The sequence below is a fragment of the Sagittula sp. MA-2 genome (genome assembly GCF_030126985.1).
Taxonomy (GTDB): domain Bacteria; phylum Pseudomonadota; class Alphaproteobacteria; order Rhodobacterales; family Rhodobacteraceae; genus Sagittula.
Genome location: NZ_CP126145.1, coordinates 3,116,738 through 3,138,277 on the forward strand (window position 1 = coordinate 3,116,738; position 21,540 = coordinate 3,138,277).

The window sequence follows — 21,540 nt, forward strand, 5'->3', positions numbered from 1 at the left end:
GACGGCCAACAGAAGGAATACATCCATGCCCCAGTCCGGCGACAAGGTGCTCGACCACGCACCGCTCTTCCAGCAGCCCGAGTACAAGGAGATGCTGGCCAACAAGAAAGTGAACTTCGAATGCGGCCATCCCGACGAGATGGTCAAGGAAATCGGCGACTGGACCAAGTCCTGGGAGTATCGCGAGAAGAACCTCGCCCGTGAGGCGCTGACCGTGAACCCCGCGAAGGCCTGCCAGCCGCTGGGCGCCGTCTTTGCCGCCCAGGGCTACGAGCGGACCATGCCGTTCGTGCACGGCTCGCAGGGCTGCGTCGCCTACTACCGCTCGCACCTGAGCCGTCACTTCAAGGAGCCGTCCTCCTGCGTGTCCTCCTCGATGACCGAGGACGCGGCGGTCTTCGGCGGGCTGACCAACATGGTCGACGGGCTTGCCAACACCAAGGCGCTGTACGATCCGAAGATGATCGCCGTCTCGACCACCTGCATGGCCGAGGTGATCGGCGACGACCTCAACTCCTTCATCCAGCAGGCAAAGCAGAAGGGATCGGTGCCGGACGACTTCGACGTGCCCTTCGCCCATACGCCGGCCTTCGTGGGCTCCCACGTGGACGGCTATGACAATGCGCAGAAAGGCATCCTGCAGCACTTCTGGGAAGACGGGACCCGCGTCGAGGCCGACCGGATCAACGTGATCCCCGGTTTCGACGGCTTCGCCGTGGCCAACAACCGCGAGATCCGCAAGCTGCTGGAGGCGATGGGTGTCGACTTCACCTTCCTGTCGGATGTCTCGGACGTCTATGACACGCCGTCGGATGGCGCGTTCCGCATGTATGACGGCGGCACGAAGCTCGAGGACGTGAAGGCGGCATTGAACGCCAAGGCCACGGTGTCGATGCAGGAATACTGCACGCCGAAGACGCTGGAATACGTTGCGGCGAAGGGCCAGCAGACGGTGGCGCTGAACTACCCGATGGGCGTGCAGGGCACCGACGAGTTCCTGATGAAGGTCAAGGAGCTGACCGGCAAGGACATCCCGGAGGCGATCCGCATGGAACGCGGGCGCCTGATCGACGCCATCGCCGACAGCCAGGCCTGGCTGCATGGCAAGACCTTCGCGATCTACGGCGATCCGGACTTCGTCTACGGCATGACCCGCTTCGTGATGGAACTGGGCGGCGAGCCGGTGCACTGCCTTGCCACCAACGGCGGCAAGAAGTGGGCCAAGAAGATGGAGGCCCTGCTGGCCTCGTCCCCCTTCGGCAAACAGGGGCAGGTCTGGGCAGGCAAGGACCTGTGGCACATGCGGTCCTTCCTGAACACCGAGCCGGTCGACCTGCTGATCGGCAACTCCTACGGCAAGTACCTCGAACGGGACACCGGCACGCCGCTGGTCCGGCTGGCCTTCCCGATCTTCGACCGTCACCACCACCACCGTTTCCCGACCATGGGCTACCAGGGCGCGCTGACGGTGCTGGTGAAGCTTCTCGACACGATCTTCGACAAACTCGACGACGACACCATCGTGCCGGGCGAGACGGACTATTCTTACGACCTGACCCGCTAAGACGCATATCGTGCAGCAAAGGACCGGCGGGCGCAGCCCCGCCGGTTTTTCGTTGCTTCCATTGTGGCGGAGTTCGCCGGGAGCGGCCGGCACCTCCTTGGCATTTGCGCCGGGATGAAGCGGGTCAGCCGCCCGGTTTGCGGAACAGGCGCGTCTGCTCGAAGAGGCTGTCGAGCCGGTCGAAGCGGTCGCGGGTGGCGGGCCAGCGTTCCTCCTGCGCGGCGGCGATCAGCGCCTCCAGCAGCATCATGGTGGAGATGTTGGAATCCCAGGCGGAGGGGATTTCCACCCAGCAGTTGAAGCTTTGCGTGGCGAGGTCGGCGATCGGGCTCGACCACTGGTCGGTGAGCAGGACGACGTTCACGCCCTTGGCGCGCGCCAGTTCGGCGAGGCGCAGGAGGTTCGACTCGTAGCGCCGTATGTCGAACATCAGGAGCGTGTCGCCCTCTTCCATGTCGAGCAGGTAGTGCGGCCAGTTGGCCGAGGCGGAGGTGAGGTGGATCACCTTCGGGCGCACCGCCTGCAGGTGGGTGAAGGCGTAGTCGGCCAGCGCATGGGTGATCCGGCCGCCGACGATGAACAGCGTGTGGCCGCTGTCGGCGAGCAGGTGGGCGGCGGCGTCGAAGCTGTCGGAGGAGAGGTTGGAGAAGGTTGTCTGGATATTCTGCGTCACCGCCTTGGCGAAGCGGTTGAGGAGGTGCGATTCCGGCGCCTCCGCCGCCCAGTTGGCGCGGCGTTCGGTGGGGCCGGAGACCTTGGCCTGCAGCTCCTTCAGCAGGGCCTGGTGGAACTGCGGGAAGCCCTTGAAGCCCAGTTTCTGCACCATGCGGGCGATGGTGGGGGTGGAGGTGCCGGTTTCCGCCGCGACGATGGTGATCGAGGCGAGCCCCGCCGCCGGATAGTTTTCCAGAAGCGCGTTCGCGGCCTTGCGTTCGGAGGCGGTCAGGCTGGTGTAATGCTCCCGGATCAGGTCGCGGACGGTGGCGTTGGGCTGCGTCAAGGTCGGTCCCCCCGGGCGTGTGCTTCAGCATTGGGCTGCGGTGGCGGGGCGCGCCGGAAATCCCCGGCCCGCCCTTGAAGAAATATTGACACAAGCTGCGCGGATGTGGAGAGTTTTCTTCAAAGAGGGGAGAAAAGGATGTCCGAAGGACCGGGCGAAGACCGTCTGAACGTGGTCGAGGTGGTGAACGGGGCGGGGCGCGGCGGCGTCCTGCTGATCTGCGAGCATGCGTCGGCGGCCATACCGGCACGGTTCGGGGACCTTGGCCTGACGGCGGAGGCGCGGGTCAGCCATGCGGCCTGGGACCCGGGCGCGCGCGACCTGGCGGCGCTGCTGTCCGCCCAGCTCGATTCGCCGCTGGTGGCGGGGACGGTGTCGCGGCTGGTCTACGACTGCAACCGCCCGCCGGAGGCGCCGGGCGCCATGCCCGCGCGGTCGGAGGTATTCGACGTGCCGGGCAATGCCGGTCTGACCGATGTGCAGAAGGCCGAGCGGGTGGAGACGGTCTATCGCCCGTTCCGCGCCGCCGTCGAAGCCCGGCTCGACGCGGCGCGCGCGGTGGTGACGGTGCACAGCTTCACCCCGGTCTTTCACGGTGCGCCGCGCGACACGGAGATCGGCCTCCTGCACGACAGCGATGCGCGGCTGGTGGACCTGATGCTGGCGCATGCGCCCGAGGGCCGCGTGGTGCACCGCAACCGCCCCTACGGTCCGGAGGACGGCGTGACCCATACCCTTAAGGCGCACGCCCTGCCCCGCGGCCTGCCCAACGTGATGATCGAGGTGCGCAACGACCTGCTGACCACGCCGGAGGACATCCGGGCCGTGGCGCGCGACCTCATGGCGATGCTGACCCCGGCGCTGGAGGCCACATGCCCCGCGTCCTGATCGGTTTTGTCCGCGCCGTCGAGGCGATGAACCGCGCCATCGGCCGGGTCGCCATGTACCTGATCTTTGCGCTGATCGGCGTGCTGCTGTGGTCCTCGGTGTCGAAGGTGGCCTTCCTGCCCTCGCTCTGGACGCTGGAGACGGCGCAGTTCGTCATGGTGGCCTACTACATCCTCGGCGGGCCCTACTCGATCCAGCTTGGATCGAACGTGCGCATGGACCTGTTCTACGGCAACTGGACGGTGAGGCAAAAGGCCTGGGTCGACGCCTTCACCGTGCTGTTCCTGATGTTCTACCTCGGTGTGCTGCTTTATGGCGCGCTGGGATCGCTGGCCTATTCCATGGGCTACTTCGGGATGCAGCCGCTTGATTACTTCGCGGAATTCTTCGGCGCGCTCCTCACCGGCGGGATCGACGGCGCGGCGGAAAAGCTGGGCTTTCTCGAACGGTCCTCGACCGCGTGGCGCCCGATGCTGTGGCCGATCAAGCTGGTGCTGGCCTTCGGCATCTTCCTTATGATTCTCCAGACACTTGCAGAGCTGATCAAGGACATCGGCCGCATCCGCGGGGTAGAGATCTGATGTCCTATGAAATGATCGCGATCACCATGTTCGCCGGCATGATGCTGATGCTGATGACCGGCCAGCGCGTGTTCGGCGCCATCGGTTTCGTGGGTGCGCTGGCGGGGCTGCTGCTGTGGGGCACCGGGGGCGTCGACGTGCCCTTTGCCGCCGCGATGAAGCTGATGAAGTGGTATCCGCTGCTGACCCTGCCGATGTTCATCTTCATGGGCTACGTGCTGTCGGAATCGAAGATCGCAGACGATTTGTATAAAATGTTCCACGTCTGGATGGGGCCGGTTCGCGGCGGCCTCGCGATCGGCACGATCGGCCTGATGGTTCTGATCTCGGCCATGAACGGCCTCAGCGTCGCGGGCATGGCCATCGGCGCCACCATCGCGCTGCCGGAACTGCTGCGCCGGGGCTACGACAAGATCATGGTGACGGGTGTCATCCAGGCCGGATCGAGCCTCGGCATCCTCGTGCCGCCCTCCGTCGTGCTGGTGCTGTACGCGATGATCGCGCGGCAGCCGGTGGGCCAGCTCTGGCTGGCGGGGGTGATGCCGGGGCTGATGATGGCGACGCTGTTCATCATCTACATCTACGTGCGCTGCCGCCTGCAGCCGGAGCTTGGCCCGGTGCTGCCGAAGGAAGAGCGCGACGTGCCGATGTCCGAGAAGCTGCGCCTGCTGCGGGCCGGCATCCTGCCGCTGGTGATCTTCTTCGTGATGATGTTCCCCTTCGTGAAGGGCTGGACCTCGCTGGTGGAAAGCTCGGCCATCGGGGCGCTTGCGGCCTTCGTCGCGGCGGTGCTGAAGCGGCGGATGACCCGCGAGGTGTTCGAGACCTCCGTCCGGCAGACGCTGGCGATTTCCTGCATGTTCATGTGGATCATCCTCGCCGCACTCGGCTTCGGCGCGATCTTCGACGGGCTGGGCGCGGTGCGCGCCATCGAGAACCTGTTCACCGAGCAGCTTGGCCTTTCCCCCTGGATGATCCTGATTCTGATGCAACTGTCGTTCATCGTGATGGGCACCTTCCTCGACGACACGGCAATGCTGGTGATCGTCGCGCCGCTTTACGTGCCGTTGGTGGGCGAACTGGGGTTCGACCTGATCTGGTACGGCGTGCTTTACACGATCACCACGCAGATCGCCTACATGACCCCGCCCTTCGGCTATAACCTGTTCCTGATGCGGGCCATGGCGCCGCCGGAAATCGGGCTGACCGACATCTACCGCTCGATCATTCCCTTCGCGCTGGTCATGGTCTGTGCACTGGCGCTGGTGATGGCCTTCCCGCAGATCGCGCTCTGGCTGCCGGACCTGGTTTACGGAAAATAACCCTCAGAAGCCCCGTACAGGGGACGCATTTCAACAAGGAGACTGGATATGACGACCTCACGCAGAAAGTTCCTGAAGACCGCAGGTGTCGGCGTTGCCGCCGCACCGCTGGCCGCGCCCGCGCTGGCGCAGTCCACCATCACCTGGCGGATGCAGACCTACGCCGGTGCCGCGCTGGCCGAGCACGTGGTCAAGCCCGCGATCGACACCTTCAACAAGATCGCCGGCGACCGGATGCAGATCGAGCTGTACTTTGCCGACCAGCTTGTGCCCACGGGCGAGCTGTTCCGCGCCCTGCAGCGCGGCACCATCGACGCGGTGCAGTCCGACGACGATTCCATGGCCTCGCCGACCGAGGTCACGGTCTTCGGCGGCTACTTCCCCTTCGGGTCGCGCTACTCGCTCGACGTGCCGGTGCTGTTCAACCAGTACGGGCTCGACGAGATCTGGAAGGAAGAATACGCCAAGGTCGGGGTCAAGCACATCTCGGCCGGGTCCTGGGACCCCTGCCACTTTGCCACCAAGGACCCGATCAACAGCCTTGCCGACCTCGAGGGCAAGCGCGTCTTCACCTTCCCGACCGCGGGCCGCTTCCTGTCGCAGTTCGGCGTCGTGCCGGTGACCCTGCCGTGGGAGGACATCGAGGTCGCGGTGCAGACCGGCGAGCTGGACGGCATCGCGTGGTCGGGCATCACCGAGGACTACACGGTGGGCTGGGCCGACGTGACCAACTACTTCCTGACCAACAACATCTCGGGCGCGTGGATCGGCCACTTCTTCGCGAACATGGGCCGCTGGGAAGAACTGCCCGAGGACCTGAAGCTCCTGTTGACCACCTGCATGGAGCAGTCGCACTACTACCGCCAGTGGTGGTACTGGGGCGGCGAAGCGTCCCTGCGCGTCCACGGCGAGAAGATGCAGCTGACCTCCATCCCCGATGCGGAATGGGACCAGGTCGAGCAGGCCGCCCAGAAGTTCTGGGACGAGATCGCGGCGGAGTCGGAGACCAAGGCGAAGGTCGTGGAGATCTTCAAGAAGTACAACGCGGACATGGCCAAGGCGGGCCGTCCGTACCGTTACAACGTGTGACACCCCTGCCCCGGCGCGCATGCGTGCCGGGGCGCCTCTGAAAGGACGACTACATGCCCGGCCCTATCTCTTTCGATGAACTCAAGGCACAGGTCGACGGCGGCCTCGTGGACACCGTGCTGGTGTGCGCGGTCGACATGCAGGGCCGCCTGATGGGCAAACGCTTCCACGCCGGGCACTTCGTCGCCTCGGCCTGGGAAGAGACGCACTGCTGCAACTACCTCTTTGCCACCGACATCATGATGGCCACCCCCGAAGGCTACGAGTCGACCTCGTGGGAGAAGGGCTATGGCGACTACGTCATGAAGCCGGACCTCTCGACGCTGCGCCCGATGCCCTGGCTCGAAGGCACGGTGATGGTGATGTGCGACATTCTCGACCACCACTCCCACGAGGAGGTGCCCCACACCCCGCGCGCCATGCTGAAGGCACAGGTCAAACGGGCGGAGGCCATGGGCTTCACCCCGATGATGGCGACCGAGCTGGAGTTCTTCCTCTTCGAGAAGTCCTACCCGGAGATCCGCAAGTCGGGCTTCCGCGCGCTGGAGACGCTGTCGGGCTACAACGAGGATTACAACATCATGCTCACCACGCGGGAGGAGCACGTGCTGCGCCCCGTGCGGAACCACCTGTGGGCGGCGGGCATCCCGATCGAGAATTCCAAGGGCGAGGCGGAGACCGGGCAGGAAGAGCTGAACATCAAGTACGCCCCCGCGCTCGACACGGCGGAGTACCACACCATCGCCAAGCACGCGATCAAGGAGATCGCCCATCAGCAGGGCCACGCGGCGAGCTTCATCGCCAAGTGGCACGAGGACAAGGTCGGCTCGTCCAGCCACGTCCACATGTCGTTGTGGGAGGGGAACACCCCGGCCTTCTTCGACGAGGCGGACAGCCTCGGCATGTCGGGGCTGATGAAGCACTACGTCGCGGGGCTGCTGAAGTACGCGCCCGACGTGACCTATTTCCTCGCCCCCTACATCAACAGCTACAAGCGCTTCCAGGTCGGCACCTTCGCCCCCACGCGGGTGATCTGGTCCATCGACAACCGCACCGCGGGCTTCCGCCTGTGCGGCGAAGGGACCAAGGGCGTGCGCATCGAATGCCGCGTCGGCGGGTCGGACCTGAACCCCTACCTCGCCATGGCGGCGCTGCTCGCGGCGGGCCTGAGGGGCATCGAGGACAAGCTGGAACTGGAACCCGCCTACACCGGCGACGCCTATTCCGGCAACGCCTCGCGCCTGCCCGGCACGTTGCGGGACGCGCGGCGCGAGCTGCTGCAGTCGGAGATGCTGCGCGAGGCCTTCGGCGACAAGGTCGTGATCCACTACGCCCGCGCGGCGGAAGTGGAGATCGAGGATTTCAATCGCGTCGTGACCGACTACGAGATCGCGCGCGGATTCGAGATGTCGTGACCGGGCGGACCCGCCCCGGGACCTCCGAACTGATCCAGAGGATGGAATGACAAATACCCTGAAATGTATCTCGCCCATCGACGGCAGCGTCTTTGCGGAACGTCCGGTGCTGTCGCTGGACGAGGCGAAGTCCGTGGCGGCCAAGGGCCGTGCGGCGCAGGCCGCATGGGCGGCGCGCCCCCTTGAGGAGCGCACCCGTCTCGTGATGGCCGGTGTCGCCGCCGTGGGCGAGATGAACGACGAGATCGTGCCGGAACTGGCGCACATGATGGGCCGCCCGGTCCGCTTCGGCGGGGAGTTCGGCGGCTTCAACGAGCGCGCCTCTTACATGGCCAGTATCGCGGAGACCGCGCTGGCGCCCATCGAGGTCGGCGAGGACGCGACCTTCAAGCGCTATATCAAGCGTGTGCCGCTGGGGCTCGTCTTCGTCGTGGCGCCGTGGAACTACCCCTACATGACGGCGATCAACACCGTCGCGCCTGCGCTGATCGCGGGCAACTCGGTGATCCTGAAACACGCCACCCAGACCCTGCTGGTGGGCGAGCGCATGGCAAAGGCCTTCCACGCGGCGGGCGTGCCGGAAGAGGTGTTCCAGAACGTCTTCCTCGATCATGACACCACGTCCGACCTGATCGCGGCCAATGCCTTCGACTTCGTGAACTTCACCGGCTCCGTCGGCGGCGGCAAGGCGATGGAGCGCGCGGCGGCGGGCACCTTCACCGGCACCGGGCTGGAGCTGGGCGGCAAGGACCCGGGCTATGTCATGGAGGACGCGGATCTGGACGCGGCCGTCGACACGCTGATCGACGGGGCGATGTTCAACTCCGGCCAGTGCTGCTGCGGGATCGAACGGATCTACGTCCACGAGTCGCTGTTCGATGCCTTCGTCGAGAAGGCCGTGGCGGTGGTGAAGGGCTACAAGCTGGGCAATCCGCTCGACAAGGAGACGACCATCGGCCCGATGGCCAACGTCCGCTTTGCCGCCGAGGTGCGCGCCCAGATCGCCGAGGCGCTGGACGCCGGGGCCGTGGCCCATATCGACACCTTCGCGGAGGACGACGGCGCCGCCTACCTGACGCCGCAGATCCTGACGAACGTGACCCACGACATGCGGGTGATGCGGGACGAGAGCTTTGGCCCCGTGGTCGGCATCATGAAGGTGAAGGACGACGAGGAAGCCATCCGCCTGATGAACGACAGCGACTTCGGGCTGACCGCCTCGCTCTGGACCTCCGATCTGGAGCGGGCCGAGCGGGTTGGCGACCGGATCGAGACCGGGACGGTGTTCCTGAACCGCGCCGACTACCTCGACCCCGGCCTGTGCTGGACCGGCTGCAAGCAGACCGGGCGCGGCGGCGGCCTGTCGGTGATCGGCTACCACAACCTGACCCGGCCGAAGTCCTACCACCTGAAGCGGCTCGGCACCGCATGACATCGGCGCGCCTTTTGGCCGCCCCCCTGAACAACGCATATATCGAGAAGGTGACCACATGAGTCTCACCGGAAACTGGTCCTACCCGACCGCCATCAAGTTCGGCGCAGGCCGCATCAGCGAACTGCCCGGCGCCTGCGCGCAGGCGGGCATCACCCGCCCCCTGCTGGTCACCGACCGCGGGCTGGCCGACCTGCCGATCACGGCGCAGACGCTCGACGTTCTGGAACAGGCGGGCCTGGGCCGCGCGCTGTTCGCGGAGGTCGACCCCAACCCCAACGAAAAGAACCTCGAGGCCGGGGTGAAGGTCTACCGCGACGGCGGCCATGACGGCGTGATCGCCTTCGGCGGCGGCTCCGGTCTCGACCTCGGCAAGATGGTGGCCTTCATGGCCGGGCAGACGCGCCCGGTGTGGGATTTCGAGGACATCGGCGACTGGTGGACCCGCGCAGACGCCGCGGCCATCGCGCCCATAGTCGCCGTGCCGACCACCGCCGGGACCGGATCGGAAGTGGGGCGCGCCAGCGTCATCACCAATTCCGAGACGCACGAGAAGAAGATCATCTTCCACCCGAAGGTGCTGCCGACCGTGGTGATCTGCGATCCGGAGCTGACCATGGGCATGCCCGCGATGATCACCGCCGGGACGGGCCTTGATGCGTTTGCACATTGCGTGGAGGCGTTCTCCTCCCCGTTCTACCACCCGATGAGCCAGGGCATCGCTCTGGAGGGCATGCGGCTGGTGAAGGACTACCTGCCGCGCGCCTACCAGAACGGCCAGGACCTCGAGGCGCGGGCGCAGATGATGTCGGCGGCCATGATGGGGGCGACGGCCTTCCAGAAGGGTCTCGGCGCGATCCACGCCATGAGCCACCCCATCGGCGCGCATTTCAACACCCACCACGGCACGACCAACGCGGTCTGCATGCCGTCGGTGCTGGACTTCAACGCCGGTGCGATCCGCGAGCGGTTCGACATGGCCTCGGCCTATCTGGGGATCGAGGGCGGCTTTGACGGGTTCCGCGCCTTCGTGCAGGAGCTGAACGACAGCCTCGGCATCCCGCGCCGCCTGTCGGACCTGGGCGTGACGGAAGACGCGATTCCGGCGCTGGTGAAGGGTGCGATCACCGACCCGTCCTGCGGCGGCAACCCTGTTGAACTGACCGAGGCAAACCTCGAAGAGCTGTTCCGCACGGCGCTCTGACGCCTGCGAGAGACGTCTGTGCCCGGCAGCCCGCCCGCCGGTCACATTCCCCGGAGGCCGTGGCACGGATCGTGCCGCGGCCTCTTCCTTTGCGATTGCCTTTGCGCGACCTGACGGATCAGGACCGGCGGCGCTTGCCCTTGGTGAGCGTCTTGGGCGACAGGCGGCGGGCGTTCGCCCCGGCGCTGGCCTCGATCGGGGCGAGGGCCGCTTCCATCACCGCGCCATAGCCCTTCTGCCCCGCCGCGGCGCGCATCGCGGCCTCGGTGGCGCGCATGAAGGCCGAGGGCTTCTCGAACACCATGCGCGTGGCTTCGACCGGCTTCATCGTGCCCATCGCCATCTGCGCGACCCGCACCTGGATCACCGTCCCGGCCGAGATCATCACCCGCGCCCCCGCCAGCGTGGCCCGCTGCCACTCGACGGCGGCTTTCATCATGTCTGGATACATTTCTCGACACTCCTGTCGTTGCATTGGGAAACCCCGGGCGCGGCCTGTCAGTTCCCCGACATTGTCATCTTTCGCCGGCTTATTTTGTCGGGTGACGTGCCAGGCGGCAGCGCGCGGGGCACTTGGCACACCGCGTGCTTGGGATTCCCCGAAGCAGAGGGGATGCGCCATGACCGATGCACTGAAATCCAGGATCGCGGACGTGTTCGACGAACCGGCCTGCGGGACCAACGTTTCCAAGTCGGAGCAGCAGCGCAAGAAGGGCTGCGCCAAGCCGCTGACGCCCGGCGCGGCCGCCGGTGGCTGCGCCTTCGACGGAGCGAAGATCGTCCTGCAACCCATCGTCGACGTGGCGCACCTGGTGCATGCGCCCCTCGCCTGCGAGGGCAACGGCTGGGACAACCGCGGCGCGGCCTCGTCGGGGTCCGAACTTTACCGGATCGGCCTGACCACCGACATGACGGAACTGGATATCGTCATGGGCTACGGCGAGAAGAAGCTGTTCCGCGCGATCCGCGAGACGATCGAAAGCCAGAACCCTCCGGCGGTCTTCGTCTACGCGACCTGCGTGCCCGCGCTGATCGGCGACGACATCGACGCAGTCTGCAAGGCGGCGACGGCGAAATTCGGCGTGCCCTGCATTCCGGTCAACGCGCCGGGCTACGTGGGGTCGAAAAACCTCGGCAACAAGCTGGCGGGCGAGGCGATGCTGGATCACGTGATCGGCACGATGGAGCCCGCCGAGACCACGCCCTGCGACATCAGCATCGTCGGCGACTACAACCTGTCGGGCGAACTGTGGCAGGTGAAGCCGCTGCTCGACCGGCTGGGCATACGCATCCTCGGCTCCCTCGCCGCAGACGCGCGCTACAAGCAGGTGGCGATGATGCACCGCGCACGTGTCACGATGATGGTCTGTTCCAAGGCGCTCATCAACGTCGCCCGCAAGCTCGAGGAACGTTACGGCATCCCCTACTTCGAAGGGTCGTTCTACGGCATCTCCGACACCTCGGATTCGCTTCGGGAGATGTGCCGGATACTGGTGGAGCGCGGCGCGGACCCCGGCCTGCGGGACCGTTGCGAGGCGCTGATCGCCGAGGAGGAGGCGGCCATCCGGGCGAGACTCGCCCCCTACCGCCCGCGCGTCGAGGGCCGGAAGGTGCTGCTTTACACCGGCGGGCACAAGTCGTGGTCGGTGGTCGCGGCACTCCAGGAGCTGGGAATGGAGGTCATCGGCACCTCCGTCCGCAAGGCCACGGAGGATGACAAGGGCCGCGTCGTCGAGATCATGGGCGACGACAAGCACATGTTCGACAACATGGCGCCGAAGGACATGTACCGCCTGCTGAAGGACGCGGGCGCCGACATCCTGATGTCGGGCGGGCGGTCGCAGTTCGTGGCCCTGAAGGCCAGGATGCCCTGGGTCGACGTGAACCAGGAAAAGCACGAACCCTATGCCGGCTACATGGGGATGGAGGATCTTGTCCGCGCCATCGACCGCGCGGTGAACAACCCCATGTGGGCCGAACTGAGGGAGCCCGCGCCCTGGGACCTGCCGCTGACCGCCGGGCGCACGCTGCCCGCGCCCGCAGGCCCCTGCCCCGTGACCGGCATTCCCGCCGGTCCGTCGAGACCCGTGACCCTGGTGCCCCCGCTGCCGCCGTTTGCATCCCCGCCGGCCGCGGGCGGCCCAGCGGTCACGGACTTCGCCTCCAGCCCCACCGATTTCGAGGATTGCTGAGATGGCGAAGCTCATCCACCCGAAACGCGCCCTGTCGACCATGCCGCTGAAAAGCTCCGCACCGCTGGGGGCGGCCATGGCCTACCTCGGGATCGAGCGGGCGATCCCGCTGTTCTACGGCTCGCAGGGCTGCACGGCCTTCGCGATGGTCCACCTCGTGCGGCACTTCAAGGAGGCCGTGCCGCTTCAGACCACCGCGATGAACGAGGTGTCGACCATCCTCGGCGGTGCGGATCAGATCGAGGAGGCCATAGAGAACCTGCGCAGGAAGGCCGCGCCCTCCTTCATCGGCATCGCCTCCACCGCGCTGACGGAAACCCGGGGCGAGGACGTGCCGGGCGAGTTGAGGGAGATCCTGTCGCGGCGCACGGATTTTGCCGACACGGCGGTGGTCTATGCCTCCACCCCCGACTTCGACGGGGCGCTGCAGGACGGCTGGGCGAAGGCGGTGGAGGCCATCGTCGGGGCGCTGGTGCCCCGCGTGACAGAGCGCGACGTGGACATGCGGCAGGTGACGCTGCTGGCCGGGTCGCACCTGAGCCCGGCAGAGGTGGAGGAACTGGTGCGGATGATCCGCGCTTTCGGACTGTCGCCCGTGGTCCTGCCGGACATCTCGACCTCGCTCGACGGGCATGTGTCGGACGACTGGTCGGGCTGCTCGCTCGGGGGCACACCGCTGGCCGACATCGGCCGGATCGCCCGGAGCGCCTTTACCCTCGCGGTGGGAGAGAGCATGCGCAGGGCCGCGCAGATGCTGGAGGATCGCACCCTCGCGCCCTTCCGCGTCTTCCAGTCGGTCACCGGGCTGAAGCTGGTCGATGCCTTCGTGCGCACGCTGATGGGGCTTGCGGGCGTGCAGGACCCGCCCCCGTCGATCCGGCGGGACAGGGCCCGGCTGATCGACGCGGCGCTCGACGCGCATTTCCACACCGGCGGGCTGCGCGTGGCCATCGGCGCCGACCCGGACCTGCTGTTCTCCCTCTCGAACGCTTTGGCCTCGATGGGGGCAGAGGTGGTCGCCGCCGTCACCACGACGCAGCACACGCCCCTCGTCGACCGCATCCCGTCCGGGGAGGTCATCCTCGGCGATCTGGGCGACCTTCAGCGCGCGGCACAGGCGGGCGGCGCCCAGCTGCTGCTGACCCACAGCCACGGCCGCCACGTCGAACACGCCCTGCACATCCCCCTCGTGCGCGTTGGGTTCCCGGTCTTCGACCGCATCGGCGCGCAGGACGTCTGCCGGGTCGGCTACCGGGGCAGCCGCGCCTTCCTCTACGAGATCGCGAACACCGTCCAGTCCATCCACCACCGCGCGCGCCCCGAGGATTTCGGCGCCGCGCCCATCCCAGAGGAGTTCGAGCATGTCCCGCACGCTGCGCGTCATTGACACCACCGGACCGGCCAGCGAACCGGCCCCGGGCGAGACGCCCCTGCGCATCGCCATCGCCACCAACGACATGGCGTACCTCGGTGCCCATTTCGGTTCGGCGAAGACCTTCGCCGTCTACGACGTCTGGAAGACCGGCCACCGTTTCGTGGCGGCGCATTCCTTCGACAACGTCACGAAGCAGAAAGGCAGGCACGACGACCAGGACGACAAGATCACCCCGAAGGTGGAGGCGCTGAAGGGCTGCGCCCTGTTGTTCGCGTTGGCCATCGGCGGCCCCTCGGCGGCGAAGATCGTGCGCGCGGGCATCCACCCGATCAAGCGCAAGGACCCGGAGCCGATCGAGGCGGTGCTGGAGCAGGTCAAGGTGATGCTGAACGGCACGCCCCCGCCCTTCCTGCGCAAGATCCTCGGGACCGAGGACAAGCCCGATTTCATGGACGAATACGAGACAGAGGAGACCGTCTGATGACCACCGAGACCCTTGAGGCCGAGCGCGGTGGCGCGATGGTCGACAGCCCCTTCCTCAGCCAGCTTGCCGCGGTGATCCGCGCCGAGGACAGCTATGGCCAGTGGGACGACAAGACCGATGCCGACATCATGGCAGAGTTCATCGTCACCCGGGAGGAACGCCGCGAGATCCCGATCATCGGCGATCCGGACCCGGACGTGATGTGGCGCGTGACGAAGTTCTACGACGCCGTGGGCCTGCTGATCGAGAAACGGACCGGCTGCATGGCCTCGCAGATGCAGAAGATGAGCCACGAAGGCTTTGGCCGGATCGTGCTGCTCGCGGGCAAGCTGGTGGTGGTGTCGAAGCACCTGCGCGACATCCACCGTTTCGGCTTTCTCTCGTGGGAGGCGCTTGCCGAGGCCGGCGAGCAGATGGTGGCGAAGGCCGTCGAGACCATCGAGGCCTATCCCGACGCCGCGAAGGCCTGAGCGATGGAGCTGCCGCGTCTTCCCGAGCGGTTCACGCCCTTGACGTGGCTGAGGCCGCGCGCGGCGGCGAAGGCCCCCTGTCCGGCCGCCCCGAAGGAGGCGGAGACCGCGCCGCGCTTCTGCAGCCCCTACGTGCAGATCAGGCCGCTCTGCCCCTTGCAGGCCGCAAGGACCGCCTGCGCCTGCGCCGCGAAACCTGCGCCTCCGGTCGTGCTGGCGCGGCCGCGGGGACGCACGCCCCTCTCGCGCCACCTGCGCGGATGCTGACGAAAGGACCCCGCCATGACTGTCGAAGAGCTTGAAAAGAAGGTGAAGAGGCTGTCGATGCGCTCCACCGACGCCAAGATGAACCTGCACGACCTCTCTGAAGAACTGCCCACCGACTGGGAGAAGATACCCGAGGTGGCACAGGAGACCTACGAGGTGTTCCGCGAACTGGCTGCCGCCCGCAGGGATCTCAAGGCAGCGAAGCAGGCGGAGGCCGGGGCATGAGCGTCGTGGCCTACACCCGGGGCGGCGCGGCCTACGTGCCGGAGTTCCTCATGTCCATCGACCCGGCCAAGTGCATCGGCTGCGGGCGCTGTTTCAAGGTCTGCGGGCGGGACGTGATGACCCTGCACGGCCTGACGGAGGACGGCACCCTCGTCCGCCCCGGCACCGACGAATACGACGACGTCGAGGACGAGATCGTGAAGTCGGTGATGCACATGATCGGGCCGGACAACTGCATCGGCTGCGGCGCCTGTGCACGCGTCTGCCCTTCCGACTGCCAGACCCATGCGGCACTGGACTGAACCCTCCACCACGGGCGGGGCCCCGGTGGGCCACCTCGCCGCGGCGATGCCGACCATTTCCGACATGGCCTGCATCCTCGACCGGGCGCTGGCAGAGCGGGAGGCCGGGCTCGGTCCTCTGACCGAACGGCTGGGGCTGTCGGGGGCCGACCTCGCCGCGCTGCGCGACACCTGGGCGCCCGGCACAGCCCTGCCCGACCTCGACCTGCCTGCCCCCGACCGCCCTGCCGACCAGCAGGCCATCGCGACGCTGATCCTGTGGCGCGCACGGACCACGTCGCCGGAGGTCCGCTGGCTGGCGCAGATCCTCGCGCGGCGCGCGATGGAAGGACGGCATCTCTGGGAAGACCTCGGCCTCGTCTCGCGTGACGCGCTTTCGGAGCTGATCGCGCGGCACCTGCCGGGGCTGAAGGCCGCCAACGCGCAGAACATGCGCTGGAAGAAGTTCTTCTACCGGCAGATCTGTTCCGACACCGGGTTCGCGCTGTGCCTCTCGCCCACCTGCGACGACTGCGACGAACGGGCGGACTGCTTTGCCGATTGATGCGGCGGACCTGCTGGCCGGGGCCGAGGCGGCCCGGACAGGACCGGTGGAGAGCGCCGCCGCCATCGACCGGGCGCTGAAGGCCGCGCCGCACGATCCGGAGGTGCGGCTGGCGGCCTACCGCTTTGCCTTCTATGCCCACGATTACGCGCAGGCCCGCGCCCATGCCGGGGTGCTGGTCGCCCATGCCGCCCGGCAACTCAACATCGCCACCGACTGGCGGGCGGTGCGGCCCGGCGACGCCGCCTTCAGCGCGATGGAGTTCGCCCCGGGCCTCTACATGCAGGCGCTGATCGCGCAGGGCTATTGCGCTGCCCGGCTGGGCGCGCTGGACGAGGCGCGCGCGGTACTGGGTCACGCCGCACGGCTCGACCCGACGGATCGCTTCGGCGGGGCGTGGCTGCTGCGGCATCTGGAGGCCGCGGGCGAGGACTGACGCGCCCTGCACGGTCACCGGCGCGGCGCCTTCGGTCCCCCGCTCTCCCCCGAACCTGACAGTGCGAAGAACATGCCAACCGACTGTCGGCTTCCGTCCAATCGGTTTTGTCCGTTCCCGACAATGGCGGGCAAGCCGCTGAAAACCCGGGGAAAGACCGGATGGCACGGCCCTTGCTCTAACAACCGCAGGACCAACCGACAGACCGGACAGGAGAAGGCACAATGATCGAGATCACCGAACCCGCCCGCAGCGCCATCAAGACGGCCATCGACGGCGCTGGCCAGCCCGTCGCCGGGCTGCGCGTCATGGTGCAGGGCGGCGGCTGCGCCGGCATGAAATACGGCATGGCACTGGAACTGACCGCCCAGCCGGACGACGCCATCGTCACCGCGGGCGAGGTCACCGTGCTGATCGACCCCGAAAGCCAGCCGCACCTGAGCGGCACCACCATCGACTTCGTGACCGGGCTGGAAGGCTCCGGCTTCGTCTTCGACAACCCCAACGCCTCCAGCTCCTGCGGCTGCGGCAAGTCCTTCTGCTGAGGAGCGCGGCCAATGTGGGATTACTCCGATAAGGTGAAGGACTATTTCTTCAACCCGAGGAACGCGGGCGCGCTCGCCGATGCCAATGCGGTCGGCGAAGTGGGCAGCCTGTCCTGCGGTGACGCCCTGAAGCTGATGCTGAAGGTCAACCCTGAGACCGACGTGATCGAGGACGCCCGCTTCCAGACCTTTGGTTGCGGGTCGGCCATCGCCTCGTCCTCGGCCCTGACCGAGCTGATCATCGGCAAGACCATCGCCGAGGCGAAGACCCTGACCAACCAGGATATCGCCGATTTCCTCGACGGGCTGCCGCCGGAGAAGATGCACTGTTCCGTCATGGGGCAGGAAGCGTTGCAGGCCGCCGTCGCCGCCTACACCGGGGAAGAGGTGGACGAGGACGACCACGAGGAAGGCGCGCTGATCTGCAAGTGCTTCGGCGTCGACGCCGGGATGATCGAACGCGCCATTCGCGGCAACAAGCTGACGACGCTGGAGATGGTGACCTTCTACACCAAGGCCGGCGGCGGCTGTAACTCCTGCCGCGAACCGCTCGAGGAGCTGCTGGCCGACGTGAACGCCGCAATGGTCGCCGAAGGCGCCCTGCGCGCGGACGAGGCCCATGTCTTCGGCTCGGCCCCGAAGCCGGTGAAGAAGAAGGCGCAGGGCTTTGTCATCCCCGACATGGCGCCCGCGCCCATGCCCCCGGCCAAGCCCTCGGCCCCAGTGCAGATCGCGATGCCCGAGGGTGGCCTGGCCGTGGCGGAGAAACCCGCCGCTCCCGCAGCCCCGGCGCCCGCCGCCCCGGCCGCCCTGAGCCCGGCGAAGGAGGCCATCGCCGCCGCCCGCATCATCGAAGAGCTGCGCCCGGTCTTCCGCCGCGACGGCGGCGACGTGGAGCTTGTCGACATGGAAGGCAGCCTCGTGCTCGTCCATCTGACCGGCGCCTGTTCCGGCTGCCAGCTGGCCGCCCAGACGCTCGGCGGAATCCAGAAAAAGATCAGCGACGCGCTTGGCCGCCCCGTGCGCGTCATGCCCGTGGCGAAGACGTAAGGAGACGCAAGGATGCCCCCCATCTATCTCGACAACAATGCCACCACCCGCGTCTTCCCCGAAGTGGTCGAGGCCATGCTGCCCTACTTCTCGGAGCAGTTCGGCAATGCATCCTCGATCCATGCCTTCGGGGCGGAAGTCGGCGGCGCGCTCCGGCAGGCCCGGCGGTCGCTGCAGGCCCTGATCGGGGCCGAGTTCGACCACGAGATCATCTTCACCTCCGGCGGCACTGAATCGAACAACACCGCGATCCGGTCTGCCCTTCAGGTGATGCCGGGCCGGAACGAGATCGTCACCTCTGCCGTCGAACACCCCGCCATCCTGTCGCTGTGCGACTGGCTGGAGAAACACGAGGGCGTGGTGGTGCACCGCATTCCGGTCGACGGTCTGGGGCGGCTCGACCTCGACGCCTACCGCGCCGCGCTTTCCGACAAGGTGGCGCTGGTCTCCTTCATGTGGGCCAACAACGAAACGGGCACGATCTTTCCGGTCGACGGGCTCGCGGAGATGGCGCACGAACACGGCGCGCTCTTCCACACCGACGCGGTGCAGGCGGTGGGCAAGGTTCCGATGGACCTCAGGAACACCGAGATCGACATGCTCTCCCTGTCCTCGCACAAGCTGCACGGGCCGAAGGGGCTGGGCGCGCTCTACCTGCGCAAGGGCACCCGCTTTCGCCCGCTGCTGCGCGGCGGCCACCAGGAGCGCGGGCGCCGTGCCGGAACGGAGAACGCCCCGGCGATCATCGGCCTCGGTCGCGCCGCCGGGATGGTCATGTCGACCATGGCAGAGGACATGGCCCGCATGACAACGCTGCGCGACAGGCTGGCCAACGGCCTGATCGGCAGTATCGGCCATTGCTTCCTGACCGGCGACCCGCACGACCGCCTGCCCAACACCGCCACCGTGGCCTTCGAGTACATCGAGGGCGAGGCGATCCTGCTGAAGCTGAACGCCGCCGGGATCGCGGCATCGTCGGGGTCGGCCTGCACCTCCGGTTCGCTGGAACCGAGCCACGTCCTGCGCGCCATGAACATCCCCTTCACCGCGGCCCACGGCGCGATCCGTTTCTCCCTATCGAGAGAAACAACCGAAAAAGAGATCGACTACGTGCTGGAGGTCATGCCCGGCATCATCGCCGGCCTGCGCGCCATGTCTCCGTTCTGGTCCGGGGACGGTGCGCAACCGGACGGCTTCCAGCCGGAATACGCCTGAGACCGCCCGATTTCGTGCAGCAAACACCGTCAAGGGGAACCCGCCATGTACCACGCTCCGCTCTGTACGCCGAATGCCGTCGCCCTGTGCGACACCACGCTGCGCGACGGCGAACAGACCGCCGGCGTCGCCTTCTCCTTCCATGAGAAGCGCGCCATCGCCCGGGCGCTGGACGTGGCGGGCGTGGCAGAGGTCGAACTGGGCATTCCCGCCATGGGCTACGACGAGGTCGCAGAGATCCGGGCGCTGGCGCAGGACCTGACCTGCGCGGTGCCGGTCGCCTGGTGCCGGCTGCGGATGACCGACCTCGACATGGCGCTGAAGACCGGCGTGCGGCGGGTGCATTTCGCCGTTCCCAGTTCTGACCGGCAGCTCTCCGGCAAACTGCGGCAGGACCGCGACTGGGCGCTCCGCGAAACCGCGGCGCTGGTGTTCTGCGCCACGCAGGCCGGGCTGTCGGTCTCTGTCGGGGCAGAGGACGCCAGCCGCGCCGACCCGACCTTCCTCGCCAAACTGGCGGCGGTGGCAAAGGCCGCGGGCGCGATCCGCTTCCGCATCGCCGATACGCTGGGCATCCTCGATCCGATGGGCGCCTACCGGCTGGTGGCGGAACTGAGCACGCGCATTTCCCTGCCGCTGGAAATCCACGCGCACAACGATTTCGGCATGGCGACGGCCAACACGATGATGGCAGCCCACGCCGGTGCCACGCACCTCTCGGTCACGGTCAACGGGCTGGGCGAGCGGGCGGGAAACGCCGCGCTGGAGGAGGTCGCCGCCGCGCTGGCCGCCAACGACATCCACACCGGGATCGACCTGCGCGCCCTGGCCGCCCTGTCGCAAACCGTCGCCCGCGCCTCTGGCCGTCCGCTGCCGGCATCGAAGCCGATCACCGGGCCGCTGGCCTTCGCCCACGAGGCAGGCATCCACGTCGACGCGCTACTGAAGCAGGCCGACACCTACGAGGACGAACGCTGCGCGCCGGGCCGTTTCGGGCGCGAGCGGCAGATCGTTCTGGGCAAGCACTCGGGCCTTGCCGGGTTGCGCGCCGCACTGGAGGCGGCGGGCCTGCCTTCGGGCGACGAGTTGATCAGCCGCCTGAAACCCCTGCTCCGCGCCCATGCAACGCGCACCAAGCGCCCGCTCGCGCCCGAGGAACTCGCGCGGCTCGCCACCCGGGCCAGCCGCTCCGCGATGATGGCCGGGGGGCAGTCATGACGCGCTTCGCCTTCATCCGCGACGACTTTGCCGCGATCCGCCAGCGCGACCCCGCGGCCCGCGGACGGCTGGAGACGGCGCTGACCTATCCCGGCCTGCACGCCATGCTGGCCCACCGCGCCGCGCATGCCCTCTGGACGAGACGGCTGAAGACGCCCGCGCGGATCATGTCCTACCTCGCCCGGATGGTCACGGGCATCGACATCCACCCCGGCGCCCGGATCGGTCCCGGCTTCTTCATCGACCACGGCGCAGGCGTCGTCATCGGAGAGACCGCCGAAGTGGGCCGCGACGTGACGCTCTACCACGGGGTGACGCTGGGGGGCGTGTCATGGTCGCCCGGCAAGCGCCATCCGACCCTTGGCGACGAGGTCATGGTCGGCGCGGGGGCCAAGATCCTCGGGCCGGTCACCATAGGTGCTGGCGCCCGGGTCGGCGCGAATTCCGTCGTTGTCGAGGACGTCCCGCCGGAGGCGACGGTCGTCGGCATCCCCGCGCGGATCGTGCAGACCCGCCAGGCCTCGCGCGATCCCTACCGCATCGACCTGAACCATCACCTGATGCCCGACCCGGTCGGGCGCAGCCTCGCGCGGCTGGCCGACCGCGTGGCCTTCCTCGAAGCGCGCCTCGCCGCCCGCGACGCCGCCCTACGCGCCGCGGAAAGCGGCTGCACGCCACCGCCGCAGGACCACCTCCCCCACTGATCCAACCTGACCGCGAAG

23 protein-coding genes and 1 pseudogene are annotated in these 21,540 nt (G+C 67.5%); 22 read left to right on the plus strand and 2 right to left on the minus strand.

What is annotated here, in order from left to right; all coding sequences use genetic code 11:
- Positions 1–25 precede the first annotated feature (25 nt).
- A complete protein-coding gene (gene nifK / locus QNI11_RS15110; protein WP_283980736.1) occupies positions 26–1,564 on the plus strand; it encodes a nitrogenase molybdenum-iron protein subunit beta in 1,539 nt (512 codons plus the stop codon).
- 124 nt (positions 1,565–1,688) lie between these two features.
- On the opposite strand, the gene QNI11_RS15115 is transcribed toward nifK, so the two are convergent.
- Positions 1,689–2,564, minus strand: coding sequence for a MurR/RpiR family transcriptional regulator (locus QNI11_RS15115; RefSeq protein WP_100929795.1), 876 nt, complete (start codon positions 2,562–2,564; stop codon positions 1,689–1,691).
- Positions 2,565–2,702: 138 nt separating this feature from the next.
- Here QNI11_RS15115 and QNI11_RS15120 point away from each other — a divergent pair, with 138 nt between their 5' ends.
- The 7 genes from QNI11_RS15120 to QNI11_RS15150 are packed head-to-tail and all read left to right on the plus strand — an operon-like array spanning position 2,703 to position 10,495.
- On the plus strand, positions 2,703–3,452 hold the full coding sequence (locus QNI11_RS15120; protein WP_283980737.1) for an N-formylglutamate amidohydrolase: 750 nt from the start codon (positions 2,703–2,705) through the stop codon (positions 3,450–3,452).
- The gene (locus tag QNI11_RS15125) at positions 3,437–4,033 is read left to right on the plus strand and encodes a TRAP transporter small permease subunit (RefSeq protein ID WP_283980738.1); all 597 of its coding nucleotides are present in this window, start codon (positions 3,437–3,439) and stop codon (positions 4,031–4,033) included. The genes QNI11_RS15120 and QNI11_RS15125 overlap by 16 nt, the downstream gene beginning before the upstream one ends.
- Complete coding sequence (locus QNI11_RS15130; protein ID WP_100929792.1) at positions 4,033–5,355, plus strand: TRAP transporter large permease subunit; 1,323 nt, start codon at positions 4,033–4,035, stop codon at positions 5,353–5,355. Before QNI11_RS15125 ends, QNI11_RS15130 begins: the two co-directional genes overlap by 1 nt.
- Before the next feature lie 48 nt (positions 5,356–5,403).
- Positions 5,404–6,444: a TRAP transporter substrate-binding protein gene (locus tag QNI11_RS15135; RefSeq protein ID WP_100929791.1), complete on the plus strand. Its 1,041-nt coding sequence runs from the start codon at positions 5,404–5,406 to the stop codon at positions 6,442–6,444.
- Between the two features lie 53 nt (positions 6,445–6,497).
- On the plus strand, positions 6,498–7,859 hold the full coding sequence (locus QNI11_RS15140) for a glutamine synthetase family protein (RefSeq protein WP_283980739.1): 1,362 nt from the start codon (positions 6,498–6,500) through the stop codon (positions 7,857–7,859).
- A gap of 46 nt (positions 7,860–7,905) precedes the next feature.
- Entirely contained in the window at positions 7,906–9,291 is a 1,386-nt protein-coding gene (locus QNI11_RS15145; RefSeq protein ID WP_283980740.1) for an aldehyde dehydrogenase family protein, read from the plus strand.
- A 58-nt stretch (positions 9,292–9,349) separates the two neighbouring features.
- The gene (locus QNI11_RS15150) at positions 9,350–10,495 is read left to right on the plus strand and encodes an iron-containing alcohol dehydrogenase (RefSeq protein ID WP_100929788.1); all 1,146 of its coding nucleotides are present in this window, start codon (positions 9,350–9,352) and stop codon (positions 10,493–10,495) included.
- A gap of 118 nt (positions 10,496–10,613) precedes the next feature.
- Here QNI11_RS15150 and QNI11_RS15155 read toward each other — a convergent pair whose 3' ends face one another.
- A complete protein-coding gene (locus QNI11_RS15155) occupies positions 10,614–10,946 on the minus strand; it encodes an antibiotic ABC transporter (protein WP_100929787.1) in 333 nt (110 codons plus the stop codon).
- Between the two features lie 169 nt (positions 10,947–11,115).
- Between QNI11_RS15155 and nifE the strand changes: the two genes are divergently transcribed.
- The 14 genes and pseudogenes from nifE (at position 11,116) to cysE (ending at position 21,522) form a co-directional block, all read left to right on the plus strand.
- On the plus strand, positions 11,116–12,687 hold the full coding sequence (gene nifE / locus QNI11_RS15160; RefSeq protein ID WP_283980741.1) for a nitrogenase iron-molybdenum cofactor biosynthesis protein NifE: 1,572 nt from the start codon (positions 11,116–11,118) through the stop codon (positions 12,685–12,687).
- A gap of 1 nt (position 12,688) precedes the next feature.
- Positions 12,689–14,074 (plus strand): nitrogenase iron-molybdenum cofactor biosynthesis protein NifN, encoded by a 1,386-nt coding sequence (gene nifN, locus QNI11_RS15165; protein ID WP_283980742.1) that lies wholly within the window; start codon positions 12,689–12,691, stop codon positions 14,072–14,074.
- Positions 14,049–14,543, plus strand: coding sequence for a nitrogen fixation protein NifX (gene nifX / locus QNI11_RS15170; protein ID WP_283980743.1), 495 nt, complete (start codon positions 14,049–14,051; stop codon positions 14,541–14,543). The genes nifN and nifX overlap by 26 nt, the downstream gene beginning before the upstream one ends.
- Positions 14,543–15,016, plus strand: a complete 474-nt coding sequence (locus tag QNI11_RS15175) for a NifX-associated nitrogen fixation protein (RefSeq protein WP_100929783.1) — start codon at positions 14,543–14,545, stop codon at positions 15,014–15,016. Before nifX ends, QNI11_RS15175 begins: the two co-directional genes overlap by 1 nt.
- A gap of 282 nt (positions 15,017–15,298) precedes the next feature.
- The gene (locus tag QNI11_RS15180; RefSeq protein WP_283980745.1) at positions 15,299–15,508 is read left to right on the plus strand and encodes a CCE_0567 family metalloprotein; all 210 of its coding nucleotides are present in this window, start codon (positions 15,299–15,301) and stop codon (positions 15,506–15,508) included.
- Entirely contained in the window at positions 15,505–15,810 is a 306-nt protein-coding gene (fdxB, locus tag QNI11_RS15185; RefSeq protein WP_100929780.1) for a ferredoxin III, nif-specific, read from the plus strand. Before QNI11_RS15180 ends, fdxB begins: the two co-directional genes overlap by 4 nt.
- Positions 15,794–16,354 (plus strand): nitrogen fixation protein NifQ, encoded by a 561-nt coding sequence (locus QNI11_RS15190; protein WP_283980746.1) that lies wholly within the window; start codon positions 15,794–15,796, stop codon positions 16,352–16,354. The genes fdxB and QNI11_RS15190 overlap by 17 nt, the downstream gene beginning before the upstream one ends.
- A complete protein-coding gene (locus QNI11_RS15195; RefSeq protein WP_283980747.1) occupies positions 16,344–16,790 on the plus strand; it encodes a hypothetical protein in 447 nt (148 codons plus the stop codon). Before QNI11_RS15190 ends, QNI11_RS15195 begins: the two co-directional genes overlap by 11 nt.
- Positions 16,791–17,014: 224 nt before the next feature.
- Positions 17,015–17,335: an iron-sulfur cluster assembly accessory protein gene (locus QNI11_RS15200; RefSeq protein WP_283980748.1), complete on the plus strand. Its 321-nt coding sequence runs from the start codon at positions 17,015–17,017 to the stop codon at positions 17,333–17,335.
- A gap of 12 nt (positions 17,336–17,347) precedes the next feature.
- Positions 17,348–17,917: pseudogene (gene nifU / locus QNI11_RS15205) on the plus strand (Fe-S cluster assembly protein NifU); the annotation flags it as partial.
- Positions 17,918–18,070: 153 nt separating this feature from the next.
- Positions 18,071–18,385 carry a NifU family protein gene (locus QNI11_RS15210; protein WP_283983519.1) on the plus strand — a complete coding sequence of 105 codons (315 nt, stop codon included), beginning with the start codon at positions 18,071–18,073 and terminating at the stop codon, positions 18,383–18,385.
- A 12-nt stretch (positions 18,386–18,397) separates the two neighbouring features.
- Complete coding sequence (gene nifS, locus QNI11_RS15215) at positions 18,398–19,600, plus strand: cysteine desulfurase NifS (RefSeq protein ID WP_283980749.1); 1,203 nt, start codon at positions 18,398–18,400, stop codon at positions 19,598–19,600.
- Positions 19,601–19,645: 45 nt separating this feature from the next.
- Positions 19,646–20,818, plus strand: a complete 1,173-nt coding sequence (nifV, locus tag QNI11_RS15220) for a homocitrate synthase (protein WP_283980750.1) — start codon at positions 19,646–19,648, stop codon at positions 20,816–20,818.
- Complete coding sequence (cysE, locus tag QNI11_RS15225) at positions 20,815–21,522, plus strand: serine O-acetyltransferase (RefSeq protein WP_283980751.1); 708 nt, start codon at positions 20,815–20,817, stop codon at positions 21,520–21,522. The genes nifV and cysE overlap by 4 nt, the downstream gene beginning before the upstream one ends.
- Positions 21,523–21,540: the final 18 nt, after the last annotated feature.

What these genes read in the sequence shown, in the direction of transcription:
- nifK (WP_283980736.1), top strand. Translation starts at nt 26, where the DNA reads ATGCCCCAGTCCGGCGACAAGGTGCTCGACCACGCACCGCTCTTCCAG.
- QNI11_RS15120 (WP_283980737.1), top strand. Translation starts at nt 2,703, where the DNA reads ATGTCCGAAGGACCGGGCGAAGACCGTCTGAACGTGGTCGAGGTGGTG.
- QNI11_RS15125 (WP_283980738.1), top strand. Translation starts at nt 3,437, where the DNA reads ATGCCCCGCGTCCTGATCGGTTTTGTCCGCGCCGTCGAGGCGATGAAC.
- QNI11_RS15130 (WP_100929792.1), top strand. Translation starts at nt 4,033, where the DNA reads ATGTCCTATGAAATGATCGCGATCACCATGTTCGCCGGCATGATGCTG.
- QNI11_RS15135 (WP_100929791.1), top strand. Translation starts at nt 5,404, where the DNA reads ATGACGACCTCACGCAGAAAGTTCCTGAAGACCGCAGGTGTCGGCGTT.
- QNI11_RS15140 (WP_283980739.1), top strand. Translation starts at nt 6,498, where the DNA reads ATGCCCGGCCCTATCTCTTTCGATGAACTCAAGGCACAGGTCGACGGC.
- QNI11_RS15145 (WP_283980740.1), top strand. Translation starts at nt 7,906, where the DNA reads ATGACAAATACCCTGAAATGTATCTCGCCCATCGACGGCAGCGTCTTT.
- QNI11_RS15150 (WP_100929788.1), top strand. Translation starts at nt 9,350, where the DNA reads ATGAGTCTCACCGGAAACTGGTCCTACCCGACCGCCATCAAGTTCGGC.
- QNI11_RS15155 (WP_100929787.1), bottom strand. Translation starts at nt 10,946, where the DNA reads ATGTATCCAGACATGATGAAAGCCGCCGTCGAGTGGCAGCGGGCCACG.
- nifE (WP_283980741.1), top strand. Translation starts at nt 11,116, where the DNA reads ATGACCGATGCACTGAAATCCAGGATCGCGGACGTGTTCGACGAACCG.
- nifN (WP_283980742.1), top strand. Translation starts at nt 12,689, where the DNA reads ATGGCGAAGCTCATCCACCCGAAACGCGCCCTGTCGACCATGCCGCTG.
- nifX (WP_283980743.1), top strand. Translation starts at nt 14,049, where the DNA reads ATGTCCCGCACGCTGCGCGTCATTGACACCACCGGACCGGCCAGCGAA.
- QNI11_RS15175 (WP_100929783.1), top strand. Translation starts at nt 14,543, where the DNA reads ATGACCACCGAGACCCTTGAGGCCGAGCGCGGTGGCGCGATGGTCGAC.
- QNI11_RS15180 (WP_283980745.1), top strand. Translation starts at nt 15,299, where the DNA reads ATGACTGTCGAAGAGCTTGAAAAGAAGGTGAAGAGGCTGTCGATGCGC.
- fdxB (WP_100929780.1), top strand. Translation starts at nt 15,505, where the DNA reads ATGAGCGTCGTGGCCTACACCCGGGGCGGCGCGGCCTACGTGCCGGAG.
- QNI11_RS15190 (WP_283980746.1), top strand. Translation starts at nt 15,794, where the DNA reads ATGCGGCACTGGACTGAACCCTCCACCACGGGCGGGGCCCCGGTGGGC.
- QNI11_RS15200 (WP_283980748.1), top strand. Translation starts at nt 17,015, where the DNA reads ATGATCGAGATCACCGAACCCGCCCGCAGCGCCATCAAGACGGCCATC.
- QNI11_RS15210 (WP_283983519.1), top strand. Translation starts at nt 18,071, where the DNA reads ATGCCCGAGGGTGGCCTGGCCGTGGCGGAGAAACCCGCCGCTCCCGCA.
- nifS (WP_283980749.1), top strand. Translation starts at nt 18,398, where the DNA reads ATGCCCCCCATCTATCTCGACAACAATGCCACCACCCGCGTCTTCCCC.
- nifV (WP_283980750.1), top strand. Translation starts at nt 19,646, where the DNA reads ATGTACCACGCTCCGCTCTGTACGCCGAATGCCGTCGCCCTGTGCGAC.
- cysE (WP_283980751.1), top strand. Translation starts at nt 20,815, where the DNA reads ATGACGCGCTTCGCCTTCATCCGCGACGACTTTGCCGCGATCCGCCAG.